Annotated in this window: 20 protein-coding genes and 1 other RNA gene; 12 read left to right on the top strand and 9 right to left on the bottom strand. The window is 61.3% G+C overall.

Going from position 1 to position 21,849, the window contains the following annotated elements:
* Nucleotides 1–94 precede the first annotated feature (94 nt).
* From ACESMZ_RS08565 to ACESMZ_RS08555, 3 genes are all read left to right on the top strand, one after another.
* Nucleotides 95–1,777 (top strand): carboxylesterase/lipase family protein, encoded by a 1,683-nt coding sequence (locus ACESMZ_RS08565; protein ID WP_372956778.1) that lies wholly within the window; start codon nt 95–97, stop codon nt 1,775–1,777.
* Nucleotides 1,778–1,953: 176 nt separating this feature from the next.
* A complete protein-coding gene (locus ACESMZ_RS08560; protein WP_372956779.1) occupies nt 1,954–2,718 on the top strand; it encodes an SDR family oxidoreductase in 765 nt (254 codons plus the stop codon).
* A 101-nt stretch (nt 2,719–2,819) separates the two neighbouring features.
* Nucleotides 2,820–3,935: an App1 family protein gene (locus ACESMZ_RS08555; protein WP_372956780.1), complete on the top strand. Its 1,116-nt coding sequence runs from the start codon at nt 2,820–2,822 to the stop codon at nt 3,933–3,935.
* Here the strand turns inward: ACESMZ_RS08555 and ACESMZ_RS08550 are convergent, their stop codons facing one another.
* Nucleotides 3,936–4,115 carry a DUF2897 family protein gene (locus ACESMZ_RS08550; protein ID WP_372956781.1) on the bottom strand — a complete coding sequence of 60 codons (180 nt, stop codon included), beginning with the start codon at nt 4,113–4,115 and terminating at the stop codon, nt 3,936–3,938.
* A 135-nt stretch (nt 4,116–4,250) separates the two neighbouring features.
* Here ACESMZ_RS08550 and rarD point away from each other — a divergent pair, with 135 nt between their 5' ends.
* Nucleotides 4,251–5,147 (top strand): EamA family transporter RarD, encoded by an 897-nt coding sequence (gene rarD / locus ACESMZ_RS08545; protein WP_372956782.1) that lies wholly within the window; start codon nt 4,251–4,253, stop codon nt 5,145–5,147.
* 43 nt (nt 5,148–5,190) lie between these two features.
* Here the strand turns inward: rarD and ACESMZ_RS08540 are convergent, their stop codons facing one another.
* Nucleotides 5,191–5,832 (bottom strand): TetR/AcrR family transcriptional regulator, encoded by a 642-nt coding sequence (locus tag ACESMZ_RS08540; protein WP_372956783.1) that lies wholly within the window; start codon nt 5,830–5,832, stop codon nt 5,191–5,193.
* Nucleotides 5,833–5,964: 132 nt separating this feature from the next.
* Between ACESMZ_RS08540 and ACESMZ_RS08535 the strand changes: the two genes are divergently transcribed.
* The gene (locus ACESMZ_RS08535) at nt 5,965–7,077 is read left to right on the top strand and encodes a DUF2855 family protein (RefSeq protein ID WP_372956784.1); all 1,113 of its coding nucleotides are present in this window, start codon (nt 5,965–5,967) and stop codon (nt 7,075–7,077) included.
* Here ACESMZ_RS08535 and ACESMZ_RS08530 read toward each other — a convergent pair.
* Nucleotides 7,070–7,495, bottom strand: a complete 426-nt coding sequence (locus ACESMZ_RS08530) for a host attachment protein (protein WP_372956785.1) — start codon at nt 7,493–7,495, stop codon at nt 7,070–7,072. The two genes, ACESMZ_RS08535 and ACESMZ_RS08530, sit on opposite strands and share 8 nt — an antisense overlap.
* Before the next feature lie 157 nt (nt 7,496–7,652).
* Entirely contained in the window at nt 7,653–8,429 is a 777-nt protein-coding gene (locus tag ACESMZ_RS08525; RefSeq protein WP_372956786.1) for a hypothetical protein, read from the bottom strand.
* Nucleotides 8,430–8,687: 258 nt separating this feature from the next.
* On the opposite strand from ACESMZ_RS08525, the gene ACESMZ_RS08520 reads away from it, so the two are divergent.
* Nucleotides 8,688–9,401 carry a lytic transglycosylase domain-containing protein gene (locus ACESMZ_RS08520; RefSeq protein WP_372956787.1) on the top strand — a complete coding sequence of 238 codons (714 nt, stop codon included), beginning with the start codon at nt 8,688–8,690 and terminating at the stop codon, nt 9,399–9,401.
* A 175-nt stretch (nt 9,402–9,576) separates the two neighbouring features.
* Nucleotides 9,577–11,061, top strand: a complete 1,485-nt coding sequence (locus ACESMZ_RS08515) for a bifunctional 2-methylcitrate dehydratase/aconitate hydratase (protein WP_372956788.1) — start codon at nt 9,577–9,579, stop codon at nt 11,059–11,061.
* Nucleotides 11,062–11,085: 24 nt separating this feature from the next.
* Here ACESMZ_RS08515 and prsR read toward each other — a convergent pair whose 3' ends face one another.
* The 5 genes from prsR to ACESMZ_RS08490 form a co-directional block, all read right to left on the bottom strand.
* A complete protein-coding gene (gene prsR, locus ACESMZ_RS08510) occupies nt 11,086–12,459 on the bottom strand; it encodes a PEP-CTERM-box response regulator transcription factor (protein ID WP_372956789.1) in 1,374 nt (457 codons plus the stop codon).
* A gap of 76 nt (nt 12,460–12,535) precedes the next feature.
* Nucleotides 12,536–14,692: an XrtA/PEP-CTERM system histidine kinase PrsK gene (prsK, locus tag ACESMZ_RS08505; protein ID WP_372972480.1), complete on the bottom strand. Its 2,157-nt coding sequence runs from the start codon at nt 14,690–14,692 to the stop codon at nt 12,536–12,538.
* Nucleotides 14,693–14,782: 90 nt separating this feature from the next.
* The gene (locus tag ACESMZ_RS08500; RefSeq protein ID WP_372956791.1) at nt 14,783–15,730 is read right to left on the bottom strand and encodes an SDR family oxidoreductase; all 948 of its coding nucleotides are present in this window, start codon (nt 15,728–15,730) and stop codon (nt 14,783–14,785) included.
* A complete protein-coding gene (locus tag ACESMZ_RS08495; RefSeq protein ID WP_372956792.1) occupies nt 15,730–16,545 on the bottom strand; it encodes a lysophospholipid acyltransferase family protein in 816 nt (271 codons plus the stop codon). Before ACESMZ_RS08495 ends, ACESMZ_RS08500 begins: the two co-directional genes overlap by 1 nt.
* An 84-nt stretch (nt 16,546–16,629) precedes the next feature.
* On the bottom strand, nt 16,630–17,553 hold the full coding sequence (locus ACESMZ_RS08490) for a D-hexose-6-phosphate mutarotase (RefSeq protein WP_372956793.1): 924 nt from the start codon (nt 17,551–17,553) through the stop codon (nt 16,630–16,632).
* A 122-nt stretch (nt 17,554–17,675) separates the two neighbouring features.
* Between ACESMZ_RS08490 and ACESMZ_RS08485 the strand changes: the two genes are divergently transcribed.
* The 5 genes from ACESMZ_RS08485 to recR all read left to right on the top strand — a co-directional run bounded on the left by ACESMZ_RS08485 (nt 17,676) and on the right by recR (nt 21,848).
* Nucleotides 17,676–18,377: a 2OG-Fe(II) oxygenase gene (locus ACESMZ_RS08485; RefSeq protein ID WP_372956794.1), complete on the top strand. Its 702-nt coding sequence runs from the start codon at nt 17,676–17,678 to the stop codon at nt 18,375–18,377.
* Between the two features lie 107 nt (nt 18,378–18,484).
* Nucleotides 18,485–18,581, top strand: an RNA gene (gene ffs / locus ACESMZ_RS08480) — signal recognition particle sRNA small type.
* A 146-nt stretch (nt 18,582–18,727) separates the two neighbouring features.
* Entirely contained in the window at nt 18,728–20,773 is a 2,046-nt protein-coding gene (gene dnaX / locus ACESMZ_RS08475; protein ID WP_372956795.1) for a DNA polymerase III subunit gamma/tau, read from the top strand.
* 63 nt (nt 20,774–20,836) lie between these two features.
* Nucleotides 20,837–21,160 carry a YbaB/EbfC family nucleoid-associated protein gene (locus ACESMZ_RS08470; protein WP_372956796.1) on the top strand — a complete coding sequence of 108 codons (324 nt, stop codon included), beginning with the start codon at nt 20,837–20,839 and terminating at the stop codon, nt 21,158–21,160.
* Between the two features lie 85 nt (nt 21,161–21,245).
* Nucleotides 21,246–21,848 carry a recombination mediator RecR gene (gene recR / locus ACESMZ_RS08465; RefSeq protein ID WP_372956797.1) on the top strand — a complete coding sequence of 201 codons (603 nt, stop codon included), beginning with the start codon at nt 21,246–21,248 and terminating at the stop codon, nt 21,846–21,848.
* Nucleotide 21,849: the final 1 nt, after the last annotated feature.

Here is a 21,849-nt window from a genome sequence, read left to right as displayed (position 1 = left end):
CATCGGCGAGCTGTCTCTGGGGTCTGCCCGGGGAACGACGGTTATCACGCCTCTCTCGGTCACGGAAGGGGCTGACTCCATAGAGGATCCGGGGGTGATCAATCGCCTGATTCTGCTACAGAGCCTCGATGCTGACGGCGACCTGAACAATGGCATCCAGATCACTGAAGCGATCACGGAAGTGGTTTCCGAAAATGCCGGGGTGATCAGCCTGGATGAGGCACCGGAGGATTTCCGGACCAGTCTGGAGTCGGTGCTGGCGACGCTGGAGGAGGGCGATGCGTTTACCGATCCGGATCCCCGCCCCCGGCGCGTGCGGGAAGCGGCTGATGCCGTCAGGCATTTCGAGCGTAATCTCAGCGAAGGCGTGATCGTCGAGACCACTGCCGGAGACCTTCAGGGTTTCGGGCCTGACGAAGATACCTGGCAGTTCCTCGGGGTTCCCTACGGCAAACCACCGGTGGGGGACCTGCGCTGGCAGCCACCGCAACCGGCTGAGCCCTGGGACGGTGTCCGCCTGGCGACCTCCTGGGCCGACCAGTCGGCCCAGAATCCCACCCTGGAGTCAGTGAATGAAGGCGGCATGAGCGAGGACTCTCTCTACCTGAACATAACGACGCCCAGGGATGCAGATAACCTGCCGGTGATGGTCTGGTTCCATGGCGGGTCCTTTTCCATCCTCTCCGGTAACTCCATGCAGTACAACAACCCGGACAGCCTGACCACCAGGGGTGTTGTCCTGGTAACGGTCAACCACCGGCTGGGGCCTTTCGGTTATATTGCGCACCCGTTGCTGACGGATGAGAGCGATTATGGCGGCTCCGGGAACTACGGCCAGATGGATCTGGTGCTTGCGCTGCAATGGCTGCAGGACAATATCGCGGCGTTCGGCGGTAACCCGGATAACGTGACCATCTTCGGTCAGTCCGGCGGAGGCGGGAAAGTCTACTCATTGATGAACTCCCCGCTGGCAACAGGCCTTTTCCACAAGGCTATCGTCCAGAGCGGCTCTTCTCCACTGGACCCTGAAAGCACGCCGGAGAGTTCGCTGGCGGACGCTGAAGCGATCGGCACCGCGCTGTTCGAGCGCTTGGGTGTGAATACCCTGGAAGAGGCCCGGTCGTTGTCGTGGACAGACATTACCCAGGCAGACCTCAACGACGACATCCCCCGGCAGACCTATCGGCCGAATGTCGATTATTACTATCAGACCAAAACCTACCACCAGAACGTCGAGGATGGCATGCCAAGTGATGTGCCTTTAATGGCCGGCGCGACCGATGGCGACTACGACAGCTTGCGGGCGGCTCTGCCGATCTGGCTGACGCAGCGCTCTGAGCAATATCAGTCGGACCAGTTCGTGTATGTCTTCAGCCGGGTGCCCGATGGCTGGGACGCCCTGGGCCTGAAGAGTTGCCATGGGTGTGAGCTGCCGTACCTGTTCAACTACCCGGCGGGGATGGTGCAGAACTACCTGTTAGGCCTTGTGTTGACCCCCGGCGGTGACCAGCCCGAAATCGGCGATCTGAATGGTAACGGTGTTTCCGGTACAGACGGTGATACGGCCGATATCTTTGCCTCCATGGCATACGGTGCAGAAGATGAGGCCGTCGCTGACCTTACAATGACGTTCTGGACCAACTTTGCCAAAAATGGCGATCCGTCCACCGGCAGCCTGGCCTGGCCCGGCTATACGCTTTTCAATAATACCTTCATGCATATCGGGCCCGGCGGGGACGCCGTTGTCGAGTCTGGCCTGGAGGACGCCCTGGAATAACGTGATGCACCCAGGTACGGACCCGGATGCCGTGCATCCCGCATGCCGGGTCCGTACCCTGGTGGCCCGCCCACCATTGCTGCTGCTTATACTCCTCAATAAGCCTGAATCAGTTCCCATCATGCCATTAGCCTCGTAGTATCGGACGTTCCCTGACGTTTCCGGAGTTTGAGACAATGACAACAAGATTTTCTGACAAGGTGGTTCTGGTAACGGGCGGCGCGGCCGGTATCGGCGAGGCGACAGCCCGGGCATTTGCGGCAGAGGGCGCCAAGGTCGTGGTCAGTGATGTGGCCGAGGCAGCGGGGCAGGCGGTGGCAGCGGATATTGCCGAGCAGGGCGGTAACGCCATGTTCGTTCCCTGCGACGTGAGCAAGGCCGAAGACGTGCAGGCACTGATCGGGCGTATTATCGACACCCATGGTCGCCTGGACTGCGCCTTCAATAACGCTGGCATTGATGTGGAAGACTCGAAACTGGCGGATGGCAGCGAGGAGAACTTTGACCGGCTGATGGATGTGAACGTCAAGGGGGTCTGGCTGTGCATGAAGCACGAAATCGACGCCATGCTCAATCAGCCCGGCGGAGGCGCGATCGTCAATACCGCATCCGTCGCGGGCCTCGGCGCTGCCCCGAAAATGGCGGTGTACAGTGCCAGCAAGCACGCGGTCATTGGGCTGACAAAGTCGGCAGCCGTGGAATATGCCCGCAGGGGTATCCGGGTAAACGCGGTGTGCCCGGCGGTGATCGATACGGATATGTTCCGTCGGGCCGCCGAGGCGGATCCCCGCAAGCGGGAGGGGGCGATGAACATGCACCCGGTGGGCCGGCTTGGCCAGGCGGAAGAGATCGCTCAGGCCGTACTCTACCTGTGTTCTGAAGGCGCGGGCTTCAGCACCGGTGTGGCCCTGCCAGTGGATGGTGGCTACACAGCGATCTGACCGGTGGCCCTGTGAAACAGGACCCGGGAGACTATAATGCCGGCAACGCCCTGTCTGCCGGCTGGTTTTCCATGGCCGGTAAACCAGCCCTGGAGGACTGAATGCCCGACCGACTCCGTTTTCGCCGTTTCCTGGTCTCCCTGCGCAGGGGGCTCCATGTGCTGGCGGCACCGGTCAAGGGGGACAGCGGCCGGGGTGGACTGTTCATACAGGCCTATCGTGGCTATGGCTCAAACGATCGGGTTTTCCTGATGGGGCGAGTGTTCCGGCAACCAGGGTTCGGGTCCACGCTGCGGGAAGAGTGGCTGCGCCGCGACCTGCTGGACCTGCTCAGGCGCCTGTTGCGCAAACCGATTATCGGGGCCCGGGTGCGGGTCCGCTACAAGGGCACTTCCGCCGTGGTGGAAACGGACCGTCACGGTTTTTTCCGGGTCGATATGAGTCTGGGCGAGATGCCCTCCGATGTTACCTGGCATGCCGTGGAGCTCTCCCTGGACTATCCCACGGACGAGCGGGCCACCACCACCGGCGAGTTTTTTACGCCCACCCGGAGTGCCAGTTATGGTGTCATCAGTGACATCGACGACACCGTGGTCTACACCGGCGTCGCCAACACCCTGAAGATGATGTGGCGGTTGTTTGCCCAGGGGGCGGACAGCCGGGTGATCTTTCCGGGGGTGCCGGCACTGTACCAGGGGTTCCACAATGGCCCTTCCGGCAACCAGGGCAATCCGCTGATCTATGTGTCCCGGGGCCCCTGGAGTATTTACCAGGTGCTGGTACAGATGTTCCGCATGCACCGAATACCCAACGGGCCCATCCTGATTCTGCGGGAGTGGGGTATGAAGCGGGGCAGTATTCTTCCTCGCCGCGCCCGGGACCATAAGCTGGACGCGATTCGCCATGTGCTGGAGCTTTACCGGGACCTGAAATTTGTTCTTGTGGGTGATTCCGGCCAGCACGACCCGGAGATCTACACACGGATCCTGCGGGAGCATCCCGACCGTGTGCTGGCCATCTACATACGGGATGTCAGCGCCGACCCCCAGCGCTCCGAGGCTATTGCCCGTCTGGCGCAGGAAGCCCGTGAGACGGGCTGCGAACTGGTGCTCAGCGACGACAACCAGGTACTGGCTGAACATGCCGTGAATCAGGGACTGGTCGCACCGGAAGTGGTCGACGCCGTACAGCGCAGTGAGGCCGACAACGCCTCGTGATCACCAGTTACTGCTGTCCTTTTCCTTTTTCTCCTGCTCCTCAACTTCCGCCTTTCGCTTCTTGATGCGCGCCATTTTTTCTTTCGAAATGGGCATGTTGGCAGAGTCCTTGAGCATCAGCAGGCTGCCCACCACCAGGGCGATGGCCAGCAGGAGGAAGACCCATCCGATCATAGGCATAGCGTGACTTCCTGATTCATGAATGTGTATCTATAGTGAACCAGGTTGCCACCGGACGCCAGTTCGTGCCCGGTTGTCAGCAGCGCCCCGGGCCGGTTCCTGTGCTACATTTTCCGTTCTGCTGATGAGGAACCTATGGAACAAGAAACGCGCGAGACTGGCAAGGGGGTGGCGTTCGGTCTGTCGGCCTATTGCCTGTGGGGCAGTTTTCCCCTGTACTTTGCCCTGTTCGAGGGCATACCGGCCTTTGAGGTGCTGATTCACCGGGTGATCTGGTCCTGTGTGTTCCTGGTGTTCGTGATTTCACTGTTGCGACGCTGGCAACCGGTGAAAGCAGCCCTGGTGCGTCCCAGGGAACTGGGATACGTGCTCGCCTGTGCGGTATTTATCGCCATCAACTGGGGTGTCTATATCTACGCGGTGGAAACCCGCCATGTACTGCAGGCCAGCCTGGGGTACTTTCTCACGCCCCTGGTGAACGTGGCCATGGGGCTGATCGTGTTGAGGGAAACCATCACCCGGATGCAGGCGGTGGCGGTGGTGATCGCGACCCTTGCCATCCTGTTCCAGCTGTTCCTGCTGGGTTTCGTGCCCTGGATTACCCTGGTGCTGGCCTTCAGTTTTGGCAGTTACGGGTTGTTCCGCAAGAAGGTGGTACTGGATGGCCTGTCGGGACTGTTCGTGGAAACCCTGCTGCTATTGCCACTGGGGTTGCTCGCCCTGGCTTTCCTGGAGCAAAGCGGAGCGTCCCATTTCACTGACAGCCCGGGTACCGCGTTGTTACTGCTTTCCAGCGGAGCGGTAACCGCCATTCCACTGCTGTTCTTCGCCGGTGCTACCCGTCGACTAAGGCTGGCAACGGTGGGGCTGCTCATGTATATCACCCCGTCGATCCAGTTCCTGCTGGCCCTGTTCGTGTTTGATGAACCCCTGAGTCCGGGCAAGCTGTTCAGCTTTGTGATGATCTGGGTGGCGCTGGCACTCTACTCCGGTTCCGCCTGGTTCGGGCGGGAACGGGTGGCGGCCAGGTAGCTGACGCGGCCGTTACCGGACGTGTTCGGGTTCGGCCTGACAATCAATCGACAGGCGGTGTCAGTGCCAATGTGCAAATCCGTTCCAGCTCCGTTGCCCAGGCCCGGCGGCGGTCGTCATCCAGCTCTACCTGAAGCGCGTAGCGACGGCCACCCCACGCCGACAGGTGCAGAGCCTCAAGGGTAGCGTCTGATGGTCGGGGGCTGAGGTCCGGGCAGGCGTCCACTACCCGGTGCCAGATGGCCAGCAGTTCGTTGTAGGCCCGCTGCTGCGACCGGGTATCCGCCACTATGGGTTCCAGCTGCATCATTTCCGGCGAAAACCAGGTGTCGCTGTTGTCGGTGAGCCCTGCCAGGTGCCGGGTCAGTCGTCTGACGCGCTCTTGCCACGCCAGGTCTGTCGGTGCGATGACCTGCTCGTCGATACGCCGGATCATCTCCTCGATGCAGTGGCGAACGTAGCCCGAGTGTAGCGCCTCCCTGCTGGGGAAGTAGTCATAGAGAGTGCCAATGGCAATGCCGGTTTCCAGGGCGACCTTGCGGGTAGTCAGATGCTCCCAGCCATCCCGTTGCCAAATCCGAACATAGGCGTCGTAAATGGCCTGCACGGTGAACCGGGCGCGGGCCTGGCGGGGGCGTTTGAGGGGCCTGGTACGCGGGTTTTGAGGGGGACCGGATCTGCTCATCGGGTTTCCGAACCACGGCGTGTCTGTTGATCGTTACAATGGTGTCACGGGCAGTATCCCATATTCCGGCGGCCTCGTCCGGCCCCGGCCCGCTGCCGGCCACCCAGGATGACGAATGACAGGAACAGGAAAATGACCGAGATCACACGACTGCTGACAGACCAGAACAACCTTGCCGGGTCGCGGCTGGAAACCACCGACCCGGGACCCCTGGCCAGTGGCCAGGCCCGGATGCGTATTCACCGGGTGGCGCTCACGGCCAACAATATAACCTACGCCGCCTTCGGCCATACGCCGCATTTGCGGTACTGGGATTTCTTCCCGGTGGCTGACGATGGGTGGGGGCAGATGCCCGCCTGGGGGTTTGCCGAGGTGGAAGAGACCACGGTGGAGGGCATTGAGCCCGGCGAGCGCTTCTATGGCTTCTGGCCGCTGGCGACCCATCTGATCGTGGAACCTGTCCGGATCAGTGAACGCGGCTTTTATGACGGCTCCAGTCACCGGCTTGAACTGGTGTCTGCCTACAATCAGTACCAGCGTATCCGCACCGATGCCGCCTACCGGCCGGAGAACGAAAACTTCCAGATGCTGCTGCGCCCGCTGTTCATCACGTCGTTCATGCTGGCGGACTTCCTGGAAGACAACGCTTTTTTCGGAGCAGAGCGGGTACTGGTTTCAAGCGCGTCCAGCAAGACCGCCTATGGCACGGTTTTCTGCCTGCAGGACCGGGACGACCTGGAAGTCATCGGCCTGACCTCATCGGCCAACACCGGTTTCGTGGAGGGCCTGGGCTGCTATGACCGGGTGGTGAACTACAACGACATCACAACCCTGAACCCGGACGTGCCCACGCTTTATGTGGACTTCTCCGGTAACGATGCAGTGCGTGAGACCATCCACCGACATATGGCCGATAGCCTGATGCATAACTGCTATGCCGGCTCCGCCCATAACCATGAGCATATCAGTGAGACCGAGTGGACCCTGCCGGGGCCTGCACCGAAGCGCTATTTTGCACCGGACCAGATCCGCAAGCGCAACGCAGACTGGGGGCCGGCGGAGGTAACTCGTCGATTCAACAGGGCACAGCTGGCCTTTATTGACCGGGTTCAACAGCCGGACTCACCGTGGATCCGTGTCCAGGAGCATGAGGGCATGGAGTCGGCCCAGGCCCTGATCCGCTCATTGGTGAACGGAGACGTGGACCCGGCCGACGGGCATGTGGTGAAGCTTTCCGTCAGTTGAAGATGTTCTGGTGGATGGTGCTTTCGTCCTCCGCCACCAGGTTCTTGGACACGCTCTGGATAACGGCCTTCTCAAGGGGGCCGTTGAGTTTCTGGCGTACCATTCCCAGAAACCGGGGTGGCGCCACCAGGATCAGGCTGTCGAACTTGCCGTCCTGCCGGGCCTTGTCGAGGGTCTGGACGATCTCGCCGGCAAACAGTTGTTCCTCGTGCTCGGTGGCGCTGGACTCCTGCATGGCGTGGCCCTGGCCGCGGCTCTCCCGGGATCGGCCCGGCTGGTCCGTTACCAGTTCACTTTCCTTCAGCCGGCCTTCCGGGTGCTCCAGGCGCTGCACCTCGGTGGGCATGGCGGTGCGGGCGGTGGTGGCCAGAATCCGTGCATGGGCACTGTCTGCGACCAGAATCCAGATCTTTTCCATGGTTTCCTCCAGATTGTCGGGATTTGGACTCACCGTTATCCAGCGGCAGGTCAACCACTCAACCAGGCCAGACACGGTAACCCTTTCATGCAGAGTATGGTTGATCCCGGCGTTTTTTGTGGACCTACTAACGAACGTTAATGCCATCGGGCGTTTTTCAAGGGTCGGGCAGGTCAGTGCTGCGCCTGTGGATGGCTTCAATGCCCCCTTCCGTGACCAGGTACATTCCCTGGCACAGGGGGATGCATTCAAACAGATCGCTGCTCCAGGTCAGCCGGTCCACCCGTTTGCGGGTGTCGCCGATCACGAACACCGGCTTGCCGGCTGACAGCATTGCGTCCGTGAGGGCGCCAGTACCCCGTTTGTTGACCATGGCCTGGTCGTTGTACTGATCGACGCCGAACAGGGCGCCATCCATATCGGGCGCCAGGGCCAGCGCCTGTTTATCCGCCACAAGATGGCACCGGATACCTGCCTTCTGTAGTGCCCTGTGCTGAAGCCGGCCCTCACCGCCGGGCTCTGACCGGGTCTGCCAGACCTCCAGGGACGGTGACCTTTCGTGGAGGCGACGGATCACCGCCAATAGCATGCCGCTGTGGCTGTGGGTGAGGACGCGGCCGTCATCCCATTGGCGGAAGCGGAGGAGGTGTCCGGCAAGTTGCCGGTCGATATTGCGCCACCGTCGTTCGTAACGCTCCAGCGCCGCGTGCAGGGACTGTTCGCCCCTTGCTTCCAGCTCATCGAGCAGGTGGTGAACCACCACCATGGACTCATCCACCTGACGCAGCGTTTGCAGGGCCCAGGCCACCTGCTGGCGGTCTGGCTGTAAGCCATGATTACCCCGCAGAGCCGCCACGATCATCTTGACCAGCGTGGATGAGCCATGTTCCCGGTCATTGATGATTTCGTGGATCCGGTTTTCGAAGGTGGTCATGGGTTGCTCCGGACGGGGACAGCCTGTCCGGGTAAGCGTTGGTGATGATCCGGTCCGGGTCAAGCCCCTGGCGTGACGGGGGCGGCCCCTGCAGCGTGGTCCCCGGTAGCGGCATCTACATGTCCCGGCGCGGGGTTCCGGAAATGTTGTCAGGTTCCGGTTTTACGTGGGTGATTTTGCTATCATTTCGTTAACGCTCTGGCCATGTTGGCCGGAAACCGCTTCCGGGCTGTCTGCCATGATTGTCATGAGGTGTGAATGGGACGTGCGGTCCATTTGCTGATCAAAACACTGCTTTGCCTGTTGCCCGTTATGCTGGCGACCCCTTCCGCCACGGCCGATACGGTGCGGCGGGTTGTGCATCCCGACGGGCGGGTGGAATACACCAATGCCGCCCCGGCTCAGAAAGCCCTGGCGAGTACCGGTCGCGCCACGGTCTACAAATACAGGGACCAGAACGGGGTTGTGACCTTTAGCGAGGCCCGCCCCTCCAGTGCCGCCTACGATGTCATCCGGTTTGAATGCTACGCCTGCAAGCCCGATTCAAAGGTAAACTGGCACCAGACACGCCTGTTTACCGGTCGCTATGACACAGAAATCAATACCACGGCCCGGGAATTCGATATCGATCCGGCACTGGTTCGCGCTGTCATCCACGCCGAGAGTGCTTTCAACCCCCAGGCTGTATCCTCCAAGGGTGCCCAGGGGCTGATGCAGCTGATGCCCGGTACTGCCCGGGAAGTTGGCGTCAGCAATGCCCTTGATGCCAGCCAGAACATCCGTGGGGGGGTGAATTACCTTGCCCGCATGATCGAACTGCATGACGGCGATATAAAACTGGCCACTGCCGCCTATAACGCGGGACCGGGGGCCGTTCGTCGCCACAATGGTGTTCCCCCGTATGCGGAAACCAGAGCTTACGTGGAACGGGTCGGTATTCTCCACGAACGTTACCGCCTGGCCAGTAACTGAGCGGGCCCTTCGACACAGCTCCTGCTCAAGCCTTCTGTACTCCTTACCTTTCGATTGTAAGTTCCGTCCATGCCCCGTACTGCCCGACTGCGCTGATCGCTTAAGTACAGCCGGCTGCTAGACTGATTGGAATCAGACCACAATGGTGGTCTCCACCCGATGTCGAGGAGGTTCCATGAACGCCAATGTTGATCAGAATGTCCGCCCGGATTACGACGATGTTCTCAAGGCCATAGCCGATTACGTGCTGGACACGCCCATCGACAGCGAGGAAGCCTGGACGACCGCCCGGTATTGTCTGATGGATACCCTGGGCTGCGGTCTGCTGGCGCTGCGATTTCCGGAGTGCACCAAGCATCTTGGCCCGCTGGTGCAGGGCACGCTGGTTCCCTATGGTGCCCGCGTGCCCGGAACATCTTTCGAGCTGGATCCGGTAAAGGCAGCCTGGGATATCGGCTGTACCGTGCGCTGGCTGGACTACAATGACACCTGGCTGGCGGCGGAATGGGGGCACCCCTCGGATAACCTGGGCGGTATCCTGGCGGTGGCGGACCACCTTTCCCGCCGTCGTGTGGCGAACGGTGATGCGCCGTTAACCATGAAAACCGTGCTTGAGGCCATGGTCAAGGCTCACGAAATCCAGGGTGTGCTGGCACTGGAGAATTCCTTCAACCGGGTTGGGCTGGACCATGTGGTGCTGGTCAAGGTTGCGTCCACTGCAGTGACCGCCTGGCTGATGGGGGCCAGCCGCGAGCAGCTGCTGTCGGCCCTGTCCCATGCCTGGGTGGATGGGCAGTCGCTGCGTACCTATCGCCATGCCCCCAACGCAGGCTCCCGTAAATCCTGGGCAGCAGGTGATGCCACGTCCCGGGCGGTGAGGCTGGCTGATATCGCCATGCGGGGAGAAATGGGCATTCCCGGTGTTCTGACGGCGCCCCAGTGGGGGTTCTACGACGTTCTCTTCAGCAAGACCAACCGTGACCAGGCCCTCAAGCCGGAGGATCAGCGGCAGTTCTCGCTGCCGCAGCCCTTCGGCAGTTACGTGATGGAGAATATCCTGTTCAAGATTTCCTTCCCGGCAGAGTTCCATGCCCAGACGGCCGCCGAAGCCGCCGTGAAGTTACACCCCCAGGTACGGGACAGGCTGGACGAGATCGACCGCATTGAACTGGTGACCCATGAGTCAGCCATTCGCATCATTTCCAAGCAGGGCAAGCTGGCCAATGCGGCAGACAGGGATCACTGCCTGCAGTACATGACTGCGGTGCCGCTGATTTTCGGGGAACTGAACGCCGACCATTACGAAGACACCTTCCATGAATCCCACCCGATCATCGACGAGATCCGGGACAAGATGGAAGTCATCGAGGACGAGCGCTATACCCGGGAATACCTGGAGCCGGACAAGCGCTCCATTGCCAACGCCATACAGGTGTTCTTCAAGGATGGCACCAGCACAGAGCGCGTGGCCGTGGAATACCCCATTGGTCACCGCCGGCGCCGGGAGGAAGGGCTGCCCCTGCTGGTGGAGAAATTCCGTACCAATCTGGCCACCCGGTTTCCGAGGCAGACCTGTGAACAGATCCTGCAGGTCTGTGACCACCAGCGGACCCTGGAGGAGACACCGGTGCACCGGTTCATGGACAGGTTTGTGATCTGATGTATCCCGAGGTGGCCCCGGCGCTCAGGCCTGGGCCGCCTCGGTGGAGGTATCGATACGGTATTTATCGGTCAGGTTATACAGGGTAGGTCGGGTGATACCCAGCAGTCGTGACGCCTGGGCCATGTTGAAACCGGTGGTTTTCAGCGCCTGCAGGATGGCATTGCGCTCGGCAGCTTCCCGGACCTGGCGAAGGTTGAGCTGGTTATCCACCGTTTCAGTATCGTCACTGAGCTCCAGGTCGCCGGCCGTGACCCGCTTGCCTTCCGCCATGATGGTGGCCCGCTTGACCTTGTTGATCATCTCCCGCACATTGCCTGGCCACGCGTAGCTGTTGATGGCCCGTACCGCATCGTCGCTGAAGGACAGGTTGGGGCGGTCCAGCTGACGGGACAGGGTCTGTAACAGGGAGCGGGCGATGACCAGCGGGTCACCCTGACGGTCCCTCAGTGCCGGCACATCCAGGGTTATCTCGCTGATCCGGTAGTACAGGTCTTCCCGAAACTCTCCGGCGTCGATCAGCTGTCGCACGTCCTGGTGGGTGGCGCAAACCACCCGTACATCCACGGCGACCGGCTTGACGCTGCCTACCCGGTCCACCGACCGTTCCTGAAGGAAGCGCAGCAGCTTGGCCTGGAGTGACATGGGCATGTCGCCGATTTCGTCGAGGAACAGGGTGCCGCCGTTGGCGCTCTCGATCTTGCCTTTCTTGCTCTGGGTGGCACCGGTAAAAGCGCCTTTCTCGTAGCCGAACAGTTCGCTTTCCAGCAGGTTCTCTGGAATGGCGGCGCAGTTGATGGCGGCAAAGGGCTTGTCAGATCGAGGGCTGAGATCGTGTAACGCCCGTGCCAGCAGCTCCTTGCCGGTGCCGGTTTCGCCGGTGATCAGGGTGGTAACATCGGTGGGCGCGACTTTTTCCAGGGTGCGGCACACCGACAGCATCTGTGGGCTGGCGGCAACAATGCCCTTGATATTGGTGCCATTCTGGCGGCTGGCAAGCTCCCGGTTCTCTTCCTCCAGCTCGGCCAGCCGGAAGGCCCGGTTGACGACGAAAGTGAGGATATCCGGGTCCAGGGGTTTCTGGTAGAAGTCGGACGCGCCCATTCCGATCGCCTTGACGGCGTTTTCCTTGTCTTCCCGGCCGGTGACGACAATCACCTTGACCATGGGAGAAAGGCGCAGGATATCGTCCAGCAGGGCAAAGCCCTCAGACGCGCCACCGGGGTCCGGGGGCAAACCCAAGTCAAGGGTGACGACCTGCGGTTCATTCCGACGGAGGCTGGCAAGGGCAGTGGCCCGGTCGGCGGCGACGTCCACCTCCAGGTCACTGCTGAAACACCAGCGCATCTGGCTCTGCAGGCCGGGGTCGTCTTCAACTATCAGCAATCGTTTGGTCACAACAACTCAAGTCCTTTTCCCTGTTGACGCAATTGACTCTTTACCACCCTCGGTCTGTCGTTAGTGTCGACTGAATTCAGGAGGAATGCAATCCTCCAGCCCGGTCAGGTAGCGGTTCTGGCGCAGACTCATCATGGGATTCGCGTCCGGTCCCGGCATGGGCTGGCCCGCTCGTGAGCTTCACTGTCGGCAACAGTACCGAGAAGCAGGAGCCCATGCCCGGCTCACTGGTCACGTCAATATTGCCACCGAGCTGGCGGATGTACTCCCGCGCCTGGTAGGCCCCGATACCCATGCCGGTAAGTCCCTTGGTGCTCTCGAAGGGCTTGAACAGCTGCATGCGGATGAACTCCTCGTTCATGCCGGTGCCGGTATCCTGGATGAACAGTACCACGTGGTCCGAGGAAGCCTTCAGGGTCAGGGTGACCTCTCCGTCCGGAGGGGTGGCATCCTGGGCGTTCTGGATCAGATGCCCCAGCACACTCCACAGCTGGTCCCGGTCTGCGCGTACCATGACCGGGTCCGAGGGGCCCAGAACCCTTGGTCTCGGCTGATTGCGGGCGTAGTGGGCGGCCAGTTCCCCGATCATCTGATGCAGGTTCAGCGGAGACTGCTCACCGTGCCCGGGGGCCGGTTTGCGGATGTGGTCCACGAGGTTCGACATTTTCTGCACCGCATGGTCGGTGGTGCTGATCATGTCATCGATAAACGCTGGGTTGTCGCGGTGATGGGCGGCATTGCGCACCAGTAGCGAAAGCTGGGCAATCAGCGTTTTCAGGTCATGGACCATGAAGGCAGAGGCTTTGCTCACAGCCTCGAACTGCATGGCCCGGGACAGGCGGTTTTGGGCATCGGCCTGGGCCAGCAGGTTACAGGTCTGGCGGGCAACCACCCGCACCAGGTCAAAGTTCTCCCAGTTCAGCTCAACCCGGGCGTTGGGGCGACCCACCAGGGTAATGCCGTACAGCTCGTTGCCCAGATACATGGGGATCAGCAACCAGCCATAACCGAACTTGAGAATCGGGTCGGGTATCTCCAGCAGGTTGTAGCGCACCGGGTCGTTGCGATACTCATCCAGGTCGATAATCCATTCCCGGTCACTGAAGAAGCGGGCCAGCTCACAGGTGCCGTCAACACTGGTAAACCGGGGCTGATCCATATTGACTGAGCTCTGGAGCATGAAGTTGCCGTCTTCATCCCTGACCCAGAGAGCCCCGGAGGTGCTCTCCACCAACCCGGCGAGAATGCGGATGATCCGCTCAGGCAGGGGCGGGTGGTCACTGAGATTGGCCAGCTCCCGGGTCATCTTGAGCCATTCTTCCCGGTAGTCGTACTTGTAGTCGAAAAAGTTCTGGCTGATGAACACCATCAGGCGGGCGCGGAACCGGCGGGAAGTGAGCAGCAGGCCGAGGAAGGCCAGGGCGCCGGTGATAAACAGCATCTGCAGGGCATCGCCCCAATCTCCCCCGAGCACCCGTACATAATAGCCCCCGGCGGCGGCAAACAGCAGGTAAACGCCGGCAAAGACCAGGGCACTGACATGGAACATGGCATTGCGGGAGATCTGGAATTCCACCGGTTGCTTGCGGGTATTCATCATGGTGATGCCCAGCAGGGGCACAATGAAGGCATTCACCATGCCCCGGGCGTCCCAGAAGCCGCTGGAGATCTGACCGAACAGCAGGGCGTCGGTGTACATGAAGAAGTCGTAGGCAAACAGGGTCAGAATGCCGATACACAGGTAGCGAATGCTGGAGCGGCTGGACTGCAGCGAGTTGCGCCAGATCTGTTCCACCAGGCAGATGCCCAGCAGTGACAGGGCGATCTGGCCGACAATCTTGAGCTTGCCGCTGACCAGGGGAAGGGAAAGCAGCGACTCCAGCGCGGCCAGGGTGAACAGCACAAAGATCACAGCGAAGGTGAACAGCCCCAGCAGCCTGCGGGTGCGGCCGGCGGCCAGGATCTGGCGATCGGCAGAGCGTAGCAAGGCCAGCAGGACCATCACCCAGCCTGCGTCCCGCAGCAGTTCCAGAAGGTAGCGTACGATAAAGGAGGGTTCGCCCCAGAGTTGCTGGCTGACCAGAGAGCCCGCCCAAAGGGTGGACAGCAACGCCGAGAGCAGCAGCATCCGGTCAGACGTCCGGCGCAGGTAGCGGGTCAGGATCAGTCCGCCCAACAGCAGGAACGCCAGGGTGGCGGCGCCATGGCTGATCAGTCCGAATTCATTGAACATCAACTGCACATCCTGTGATCGGTTCTTCGTCCGGTCCGGCTGACGCCCCGTCGGGGCTACCTGGGAACAGGCCGGACAGGACACCTGGACCTAAACCGGGTGTTTGTTTTCCCGGTAGTAGTGGAATATATCATCCAGTGACCGTTGCGGGTGAAACCCGAAATCTCTGGCAAAGGCCCGTCCGTCGATAATGACAGGGTACTTGAAAAAGTCCATCAGATAGGGCGGAAAGCGCCGCAGGTTCAGCAGTCGCAGCAGCGTCCGGGGCACGACGGGCGGTATCGAGGGTAATGGAACCCGCTTGCAGCCACACAACTCCAGTGCTCGCTGATAGGCCACCCAGTCCTCCGGGGCGACGTTGTAGATGCCCTTGCACCTGTGGTGCCAGGTAGCCACCACGGCGTCCGCCATGTCGTTAATGTGTATAAACTGCATCATCGGCGAGAAGCCAGCCAGTACCGGCGCCCGCTCTCCGGAGAGCAGGGTGCTGATGGCGTTGCGAACTCCGGGCCCGACAATGTTACAGGGGCGCAGCACGGTGATGTTCAGGTGGGGGTAGCGCCACAGGTAGATATTGGCCAGGTTCTCCAGTTCCACCGAGTCCACCAGGTCCATGGTCAGCCCCGCCGCTTTCAGGGGCGCCTCCTCGTTGATGAGCGCCGGATTGAAGGGCACGGCGCCGTACACGTGGTAGGTGGAAAGGATGATCACCCGGCTGACGTTGTATTTATGGCTCAGGTCCAGCAGTTTCTGGGAGCCCAGCACATTGGCGTTGTAGCGGCGCAGGCGGTTTTCCTGGCTGGACATGATGCGTCCGAGGTGGATGACACCGTCAAAGTGAAAACGACGGAACAGGTCTTCGAAGACCCGCTTGTTGAAGTCGATGCAATAGCTGGGAATGTCATCCCCCAGCCACACCTGTTCGCGGAAATCCACCGCCACTATGTCACAGCTTTCCCGCAACTGACTGATCACCTGCTGGGCAAGGGCGCCGGCGGCACCGGTCACCAGTATCTGGGGTCGTTTCGGCGCCGTCATCAGAACAGCCTCTTGCGCTGGTTGAGTCCTTTCTTGACCATTTCACCCACTGCGGCTTTTACCAGGTCCACCCGGGCGGTTACCTGCTCTTCGGGAATATCGTCGTTATCAAAGAACATGGGGTCACCGACGCAGATGTGCACCTTCGCTGGCAGGATCACAGGCGCGGCAAGGGGGAAATAGGGCAGTCCCAGCAACCTGGCCAGCGGTTTGATGTTGGCCAGGGCTGGTATGGTTTCCTCGCAACCGACGACGCCCACCGGTACTACCGTGGCGTTATGTTCCATGGCCAGGTGCATGAAGCCGCTGCCGAAACGTTTGAGCTGATAGCGGTCGCGGTAGAGTTTGCCGGAACCCCTGATACCCTCCGGGAACACGATGACGGCCTCGCCGTTGGCCAGCATGCCGGCGCAGTTGACCGGGTCGCCAAGCACGGCACCAAACTGGTTGAGCAGGTTGCCAAGGTAGGGAACGGTGGGAAAAAAGCGTTCGATCATGGCCCTGGGGATACGCGGGCGTACCTCCCGCGAGGCCAGGGCAAAGCCGATCAGCAGCCCGTCGATGGGCAACTGCCCGCTGTGGTTGGCAATAATCAGTACCGGTCCTTCGGCGGGTATCTTGTCGATGCCGTCCGTCTCCACCCGGAAATACTTATGGTAGATTTCCCGGGTGATGGCATAGCCGATCTTCAGGGTTTCATTGTTATAACCCCAGGGATCGTACCCCAGCGAACCGATGGGTTTGCCAATGCGGTCAATTTCCTGGTCCAGTTCCGGGGAAACCAGTCGTCGCTTGAGGAATTCTGCCAGACTCATGGGTCATCCTTTGTCCTGTCTATACCGAGTATAGGCGATGTGAAACGCCTGGCGTGCTGCTGGTTGCATCGTTTGATGGCGCCATCAGCGGGGGCGGCAGCCATCGTCAGTGATGGCCTGGCACAGGGTCATGGTCAGCGAGTGCGATTGCCCTGACGCCAGTTTCCGGTAATCGTCCACTGCGTTGGCGGTTTCCACACACAGCATGCCGGTCCAGCCGTCATCCGGGAAGTCCGACAGCCTCAGGGATTTCTCCGGCCCAGGGTTCCACACTACCGTGGAAGCGCTGCCCCCTGCTGTCAAGCGGCAGTCTCTGACTCCCCCGTGTACGGTGATGACCGGAGCCGCCAGGTAGATTCGGTCTGTTTCTCCCGCAAAACCTGCCTTGCCTTGCTGGCGCTTTGGTTGCCAGCCATCCAGTGTATCAAGGTAGGTGCTGCCTTCCAGACCCGACAACGTGGTGCGGGTGACGTCGGGTGTCGGCAGGTAAGTGTGCAGCGCCTGGGTAATGGCAAGTGGCTGGCTTCCGGTGTTTTCGGTCGTCAATGTCAGTGACAGGGCATCGGAGCGAAACCGGAACCTGAGCCAGGCCCGGGCCTGGCCCGTCCAGCGGGGGTCGGGGCATTCTGACGAATCGAGGGCCAGGGTTACTGTCACATCACTGTCAGTTTCCTGGAGCTCCGCCAGGACCCAGGGTGCCGTCCGGGCAAAGCCGTGGGCGGGCACGTCAGCATCGGCCAGCAGCGAGCGCACCGGGCCCGGGTTGCGTCCGGGCACACCGAACCAGGGCCAGCACACGGGAATGCCGCCGCGAATGGCACGCCCCGGTTCGAAGCGCGCCGTGGGGCTCAGCCAGAGCCAGTTGGGCTCGTTCGCCGGGGCAAAATGGACGAGGTGGGCCCCCTGCAGTGTGAGTGCGGCCTGAAAACCGGGGTGACTGATCGTGATGGCTTCCAGCTCGCCGAGACGGGTAAGCCTGGTATAACGGGCGGTGCTCAGGTGGGTCATGATATTCCTTGCATTTTGCAGCCGGATAACGGTAACTGCCTACCAGAAACCGCCAACAAGGGGCTTCCCGCGCCCCCTCAAAGGTCTAGAATGCCGTTTTTTACCTGCCGGGAAAACCATTGATGACCATCGCCTCTGTAGACTCCCCGACCCCCTCTCCGGCTTTGGCCGAAGCAGGCTTGCCGTTGGCTGATGAAGCCTGGCTGGATGTCATCGCCGCTGACCTGAGCGAACGGGGCTGGCTGAACCTGGATGCCCGTGATCGCCTGGGTCCGTTGCTGCTGGCGGAGCTGCGGCAGGAAGTGAATATACTGGAAAAGACGGCCGCCATGGAGCAGGCCGGTGTTGGTCGCGGCACCGACTTTACCCAGGACCGCTCCGTCCGCCGGGACCGGATTGCCTGGCTCAATGGACAGACCCCGGCGCAGCGTCAGCTCTTTGACTTTCTGGAGCAGGTCCGTACCGGCCTCAACCGCCGGCTGTTTCTCGGCCTGCAGCGCTTTGAGGTGCATTATGCCAGCTACCAGCCGGGCGATTTCTATCGCCGCCATGTGGACAGCTTTCGTGGCCGCGCTTCCCGGGTGGTCAGCCTGGTGCTGTACCTCAATGAGGATTGGCGCCCGGAGGACGGCGGCGAACTGCGGGTTTTCAACCGCGAGAGCCCCGACGAAATCTGCGGCGGGGTTATGCCGGATGAAGGCCGGGTGGCTGTTTTCATGAGCGAGGAGGTTCCCCATGAAGTACTGCCGGCGACCCGTACCCGCCACAGCATTGCCTGCTGGTTCCGGCAGGACGTGGTGCCGGTGCCGTTAACCGGCGTCTGATTGAGGCTTTTTTGCCTCCCGGACCGGTACAGGGATTGATACCACCCCCGGCTGTTGCTACTATGCGCGCCGCGTTCGGGCAAACCGGACCGCCGTTATGGTGGTCCTGCCGGTGCCCCCGCAACGATAAACCGTGAACCCGGTCAGGCCCGGAAGGGAGCAGCCGCAGCGGTGGACTCGTGTGCCGGGGTGTCGCTGGTGGGGCCACCCCCAGTTCCCTCCTTCCTGCTTCCCCTGTTTTTTTAGCCCGTTTGCCATGTGGTACGGAACGTGCCTTGTGTCTGCTTCTTCGGGATGCCGGTCCGTGATAAGCTTTTCCCTTACTTTTTTCTCTGTGCAGTGACGGCCCTATGAGTTATCAGGTACTCGCCCGGAAATGGCGTCCCAGAACATTCCAGGACATGGTGGGGCAGGAGCATGTGCTGCAGGCACTGGTGCATGCCCTGGAACATAACCGCCTCCACCACGCCTACCTGTTTACCGGCACCCGGGGTGTGGGCAAGACCACCATCGGGCGACTGCTGGCCCGCTGCCTGAACTGTGAAACCGGCGTGACCGCCAACCCCTGCGGAGAATGCTCCAGTTGCCAGGAGATTCTCGAGGGCCGCTTTGTCGACCTGATCGAAATCGACGCTGCCTCCCGTACGGGGGTGGACGATATGCGCGAACTGACCGACAACGTTCAGTACGCGCCGACCCGTGGCCGTTTCAAGGTGTACCTGATTGACGAGGTGCACATGCTCACCAACCAGTCTTTCAATGCCTTTCTGAAGACGCTGGAGGAGCCGCCGGAACACGTCAAATTCCTGCTGGCCACCACCGACCCCCAGAAGCTGCCGGTTACGGTGCTGTCTCGCTGTTTGCAGTTCAACCTCAAACGCATGACGCCCGAGCATATTGTCGGTCATTTGCGCTACATTCTCGGTGAAGAGTCCATCCCGTTCGAGGAACCGGCTCTCTGGCAGTTGGCCCGGGCGGCAGACGGCAGTATGCGCGATGCCCTCAGCCTGACCGACCAGGCCATTGCCTTCGGTAACCAGAAGCTTGCCGCCAGTGATGTCAGCAGCATGCTGGGGACTATTGACCAGCGGGATGTGGAAAAACTGGTGGACGCCCTGGTCACGGGTAATGGCCCGGAACTGCTGGCTGAAATTGACCGGATTTCGGATTTTGCACCGGATTTCAGTGCGATTCTGGCGGACCTGCTGTCGCTGTTTCACCGTGTCACCATGGAACAGGTCGTGCCCGGTAGCGCAGACAACGCCATGGGCGATGCCCACCGCGTGCAGGAACTGGCACGACAGCTGAGTGCCGAAGATGCCCAGGTGTTCTACCAGGCGGCCCTGGTGGGCCGCAAGGACCTGGAGATTACCCCGGATGCCCGCATGGGCTTTGAAATGACGCTGCTGCGCATGCTGGCTTTTCGCCCGGGCGCCGGGCGCCGGGAGCCCCCTGCATTAAGTACCGGCACGCCGGAACGGGCCGGGCGGCGGGAGGGTGCTGCTGGTGGCAACAGTAGCGATGGTGACCGGGAATCCGGTGAGGAACCCGCCCCTGCCGCTCTTGAAACACCGGTGGCCGAACCCAACCTGGAACCAGACAGACCGCAAAATGTGACCGGGGACGAAGCGGCCGACGCCGGCCAGGCTGAATCGCTGGCAGCCAGCCCGGAAGCCGTCGAACAATCCGCAGAGCCTGTTCAGCAGCCATCCCCTGAGCCAACGGCGGTCGCCAGCCCGGAGGACGACAGTCTGATGGCCATGGCGGACCAGATGGCAGGGGGCGCCGGTGACGATGACGTGCCCTGGGACACCGGGCCCGAGACGTCGATGCCGGGAACGGATGCCGGCACGGCGCCGGTGGCACAGGCCGTTGCTGAGCCGAGCGCACCGGAGCCTGCACGTGGTAGTGCAAGCCAGTCGCAGACAGAGACCCCGGCTCCGGCCCCGGGCCAGGCGCCACCGGAAGCGGCAGTGCCGGACGAGCCACGGGAATTACTGGATGCAGAAGGTTTTGTCTGGCCCCGGGATTTCCGGCAGCTGGGCATTGTCGGCATGCCCGGCAACCTGGCCAGCCAGGCATCCTGTGAGCGGGACGGCGACCACTTCCTGCTCACGCTGGATGAGGGGCACTACCGCCTGCTGACGGACCGCCACCAGCAGCGGATCCTGGAGGGCCTGCGGCAGGCATTTGGTGACAGCGTCAGGCTGGAAGTCAGGCCCGGCGACGCCGGTGACCGGACCCCCATCGCCTGGGAGGCCCGGCAGAAGGCACGTCGCCAGCAACAGGCAGAGCAGTCCATTGAACAGGACCCGTTGGTGAAGGCCATTGTGGAACGGTTTGAGGGCAGGGTCGTCAAAGAAAGTATCCGGCCATTGGCAGTTGATCAGTCCTGAGTCCGACAGGCTGCCAGATAATGTCGCTGGGTAAAGGCGCAACCGAATCGAGAGGTAGACAAGATGATGAATGGCATGGGCGATCTGATGAAAAAGGCCCAGCAGATGCAGGAAGAAATGCAGAAGGCCCAGGAAGAGGCAGCCAAGGCCGAGGTGACCGGTGAGTCCGGGGCCGGCCTGATCAAGGTGGTAATGAACGGGCGTCACGATGTACGCCAGGTCTCCATTGATGACTCCCTGCTGTCGGAAGACAAGGAAGTTCTGGAAGACCTGCTGGCAGCGGCTATCAACGACGCGGTACGTCGGGTCGAGGCAGAACAGAAGGAGCGCATGTCGGGAATGATGTCCGGCATGGGACTGCCCTCCAACTTCAAGATGCCCTTCTGACGGCCGTTAACCATGACAGTGGCTTTGTCCGGGGCATGGGCCAGGTCGGCGATAATCCCATACAGGCGTAGTTGCAGGAGTACGGATGGCATTCAGTCCGCTGGTGGATGAACTGGTTGAGTCGTTGAGGTGCTTGCCTGGTGTAGGTCAGAAGACAGCCCAGCGTATGGCGTTCCACCTGCTCGAAAAGGGGCGTGGGGGTGGTGAGCGGCTGGCAGGGGCGCTCTCCGCTGCCATGGCCGGCGTGCGCCGGTGTGACAGTTGCCAGAACTTCTCCGACACGCCGATCTGCCCGCTCTGTGAAAAACCGGAGCGGCGAACCGGCACACTCTGCGTGGTGGAAAGCCCCTCGGACCTGCTGGCCATCGAGCAGGCCGGTGATTATCGCGGTGGCTACTTTGTACTGATGGGGCACCTGTCGCCGATCGACGGTGTTGGCCCTGAAGACATTGGCGTAGAGTTGCTGCTGCGCCGTGTTCGGGAAGAATCGGTTACCGAGCTGATCCTGGCCACCAATCCCACAGTGGAAGGAGAGGCTACAGCCCACTATATTGCCGATCGCCTTGATGGCACTGGCGTGCTGACCACCCGGCTGGCCCATGGCATCCCGGTGGGTGGCGAACTGGGCTATGTGGATGGCTTTACCCTGACCCACGCCTTCCGGGGCCGCAAGCCCCTGACCGACTGAT

The sequence above is a fragment of the Marinobacter sp. genome (assembly GCF_041690615.1).
Taxonomy (GTDB): domain Bacteria; phylum Pseudomonadota; class Gammaproteobacteria; order Pseudomonadales; family Oleiphilaceae; genus Marinobacter.
This window is presented reverse-complemented; position numbering and strand designations above follow the sequence as displayed.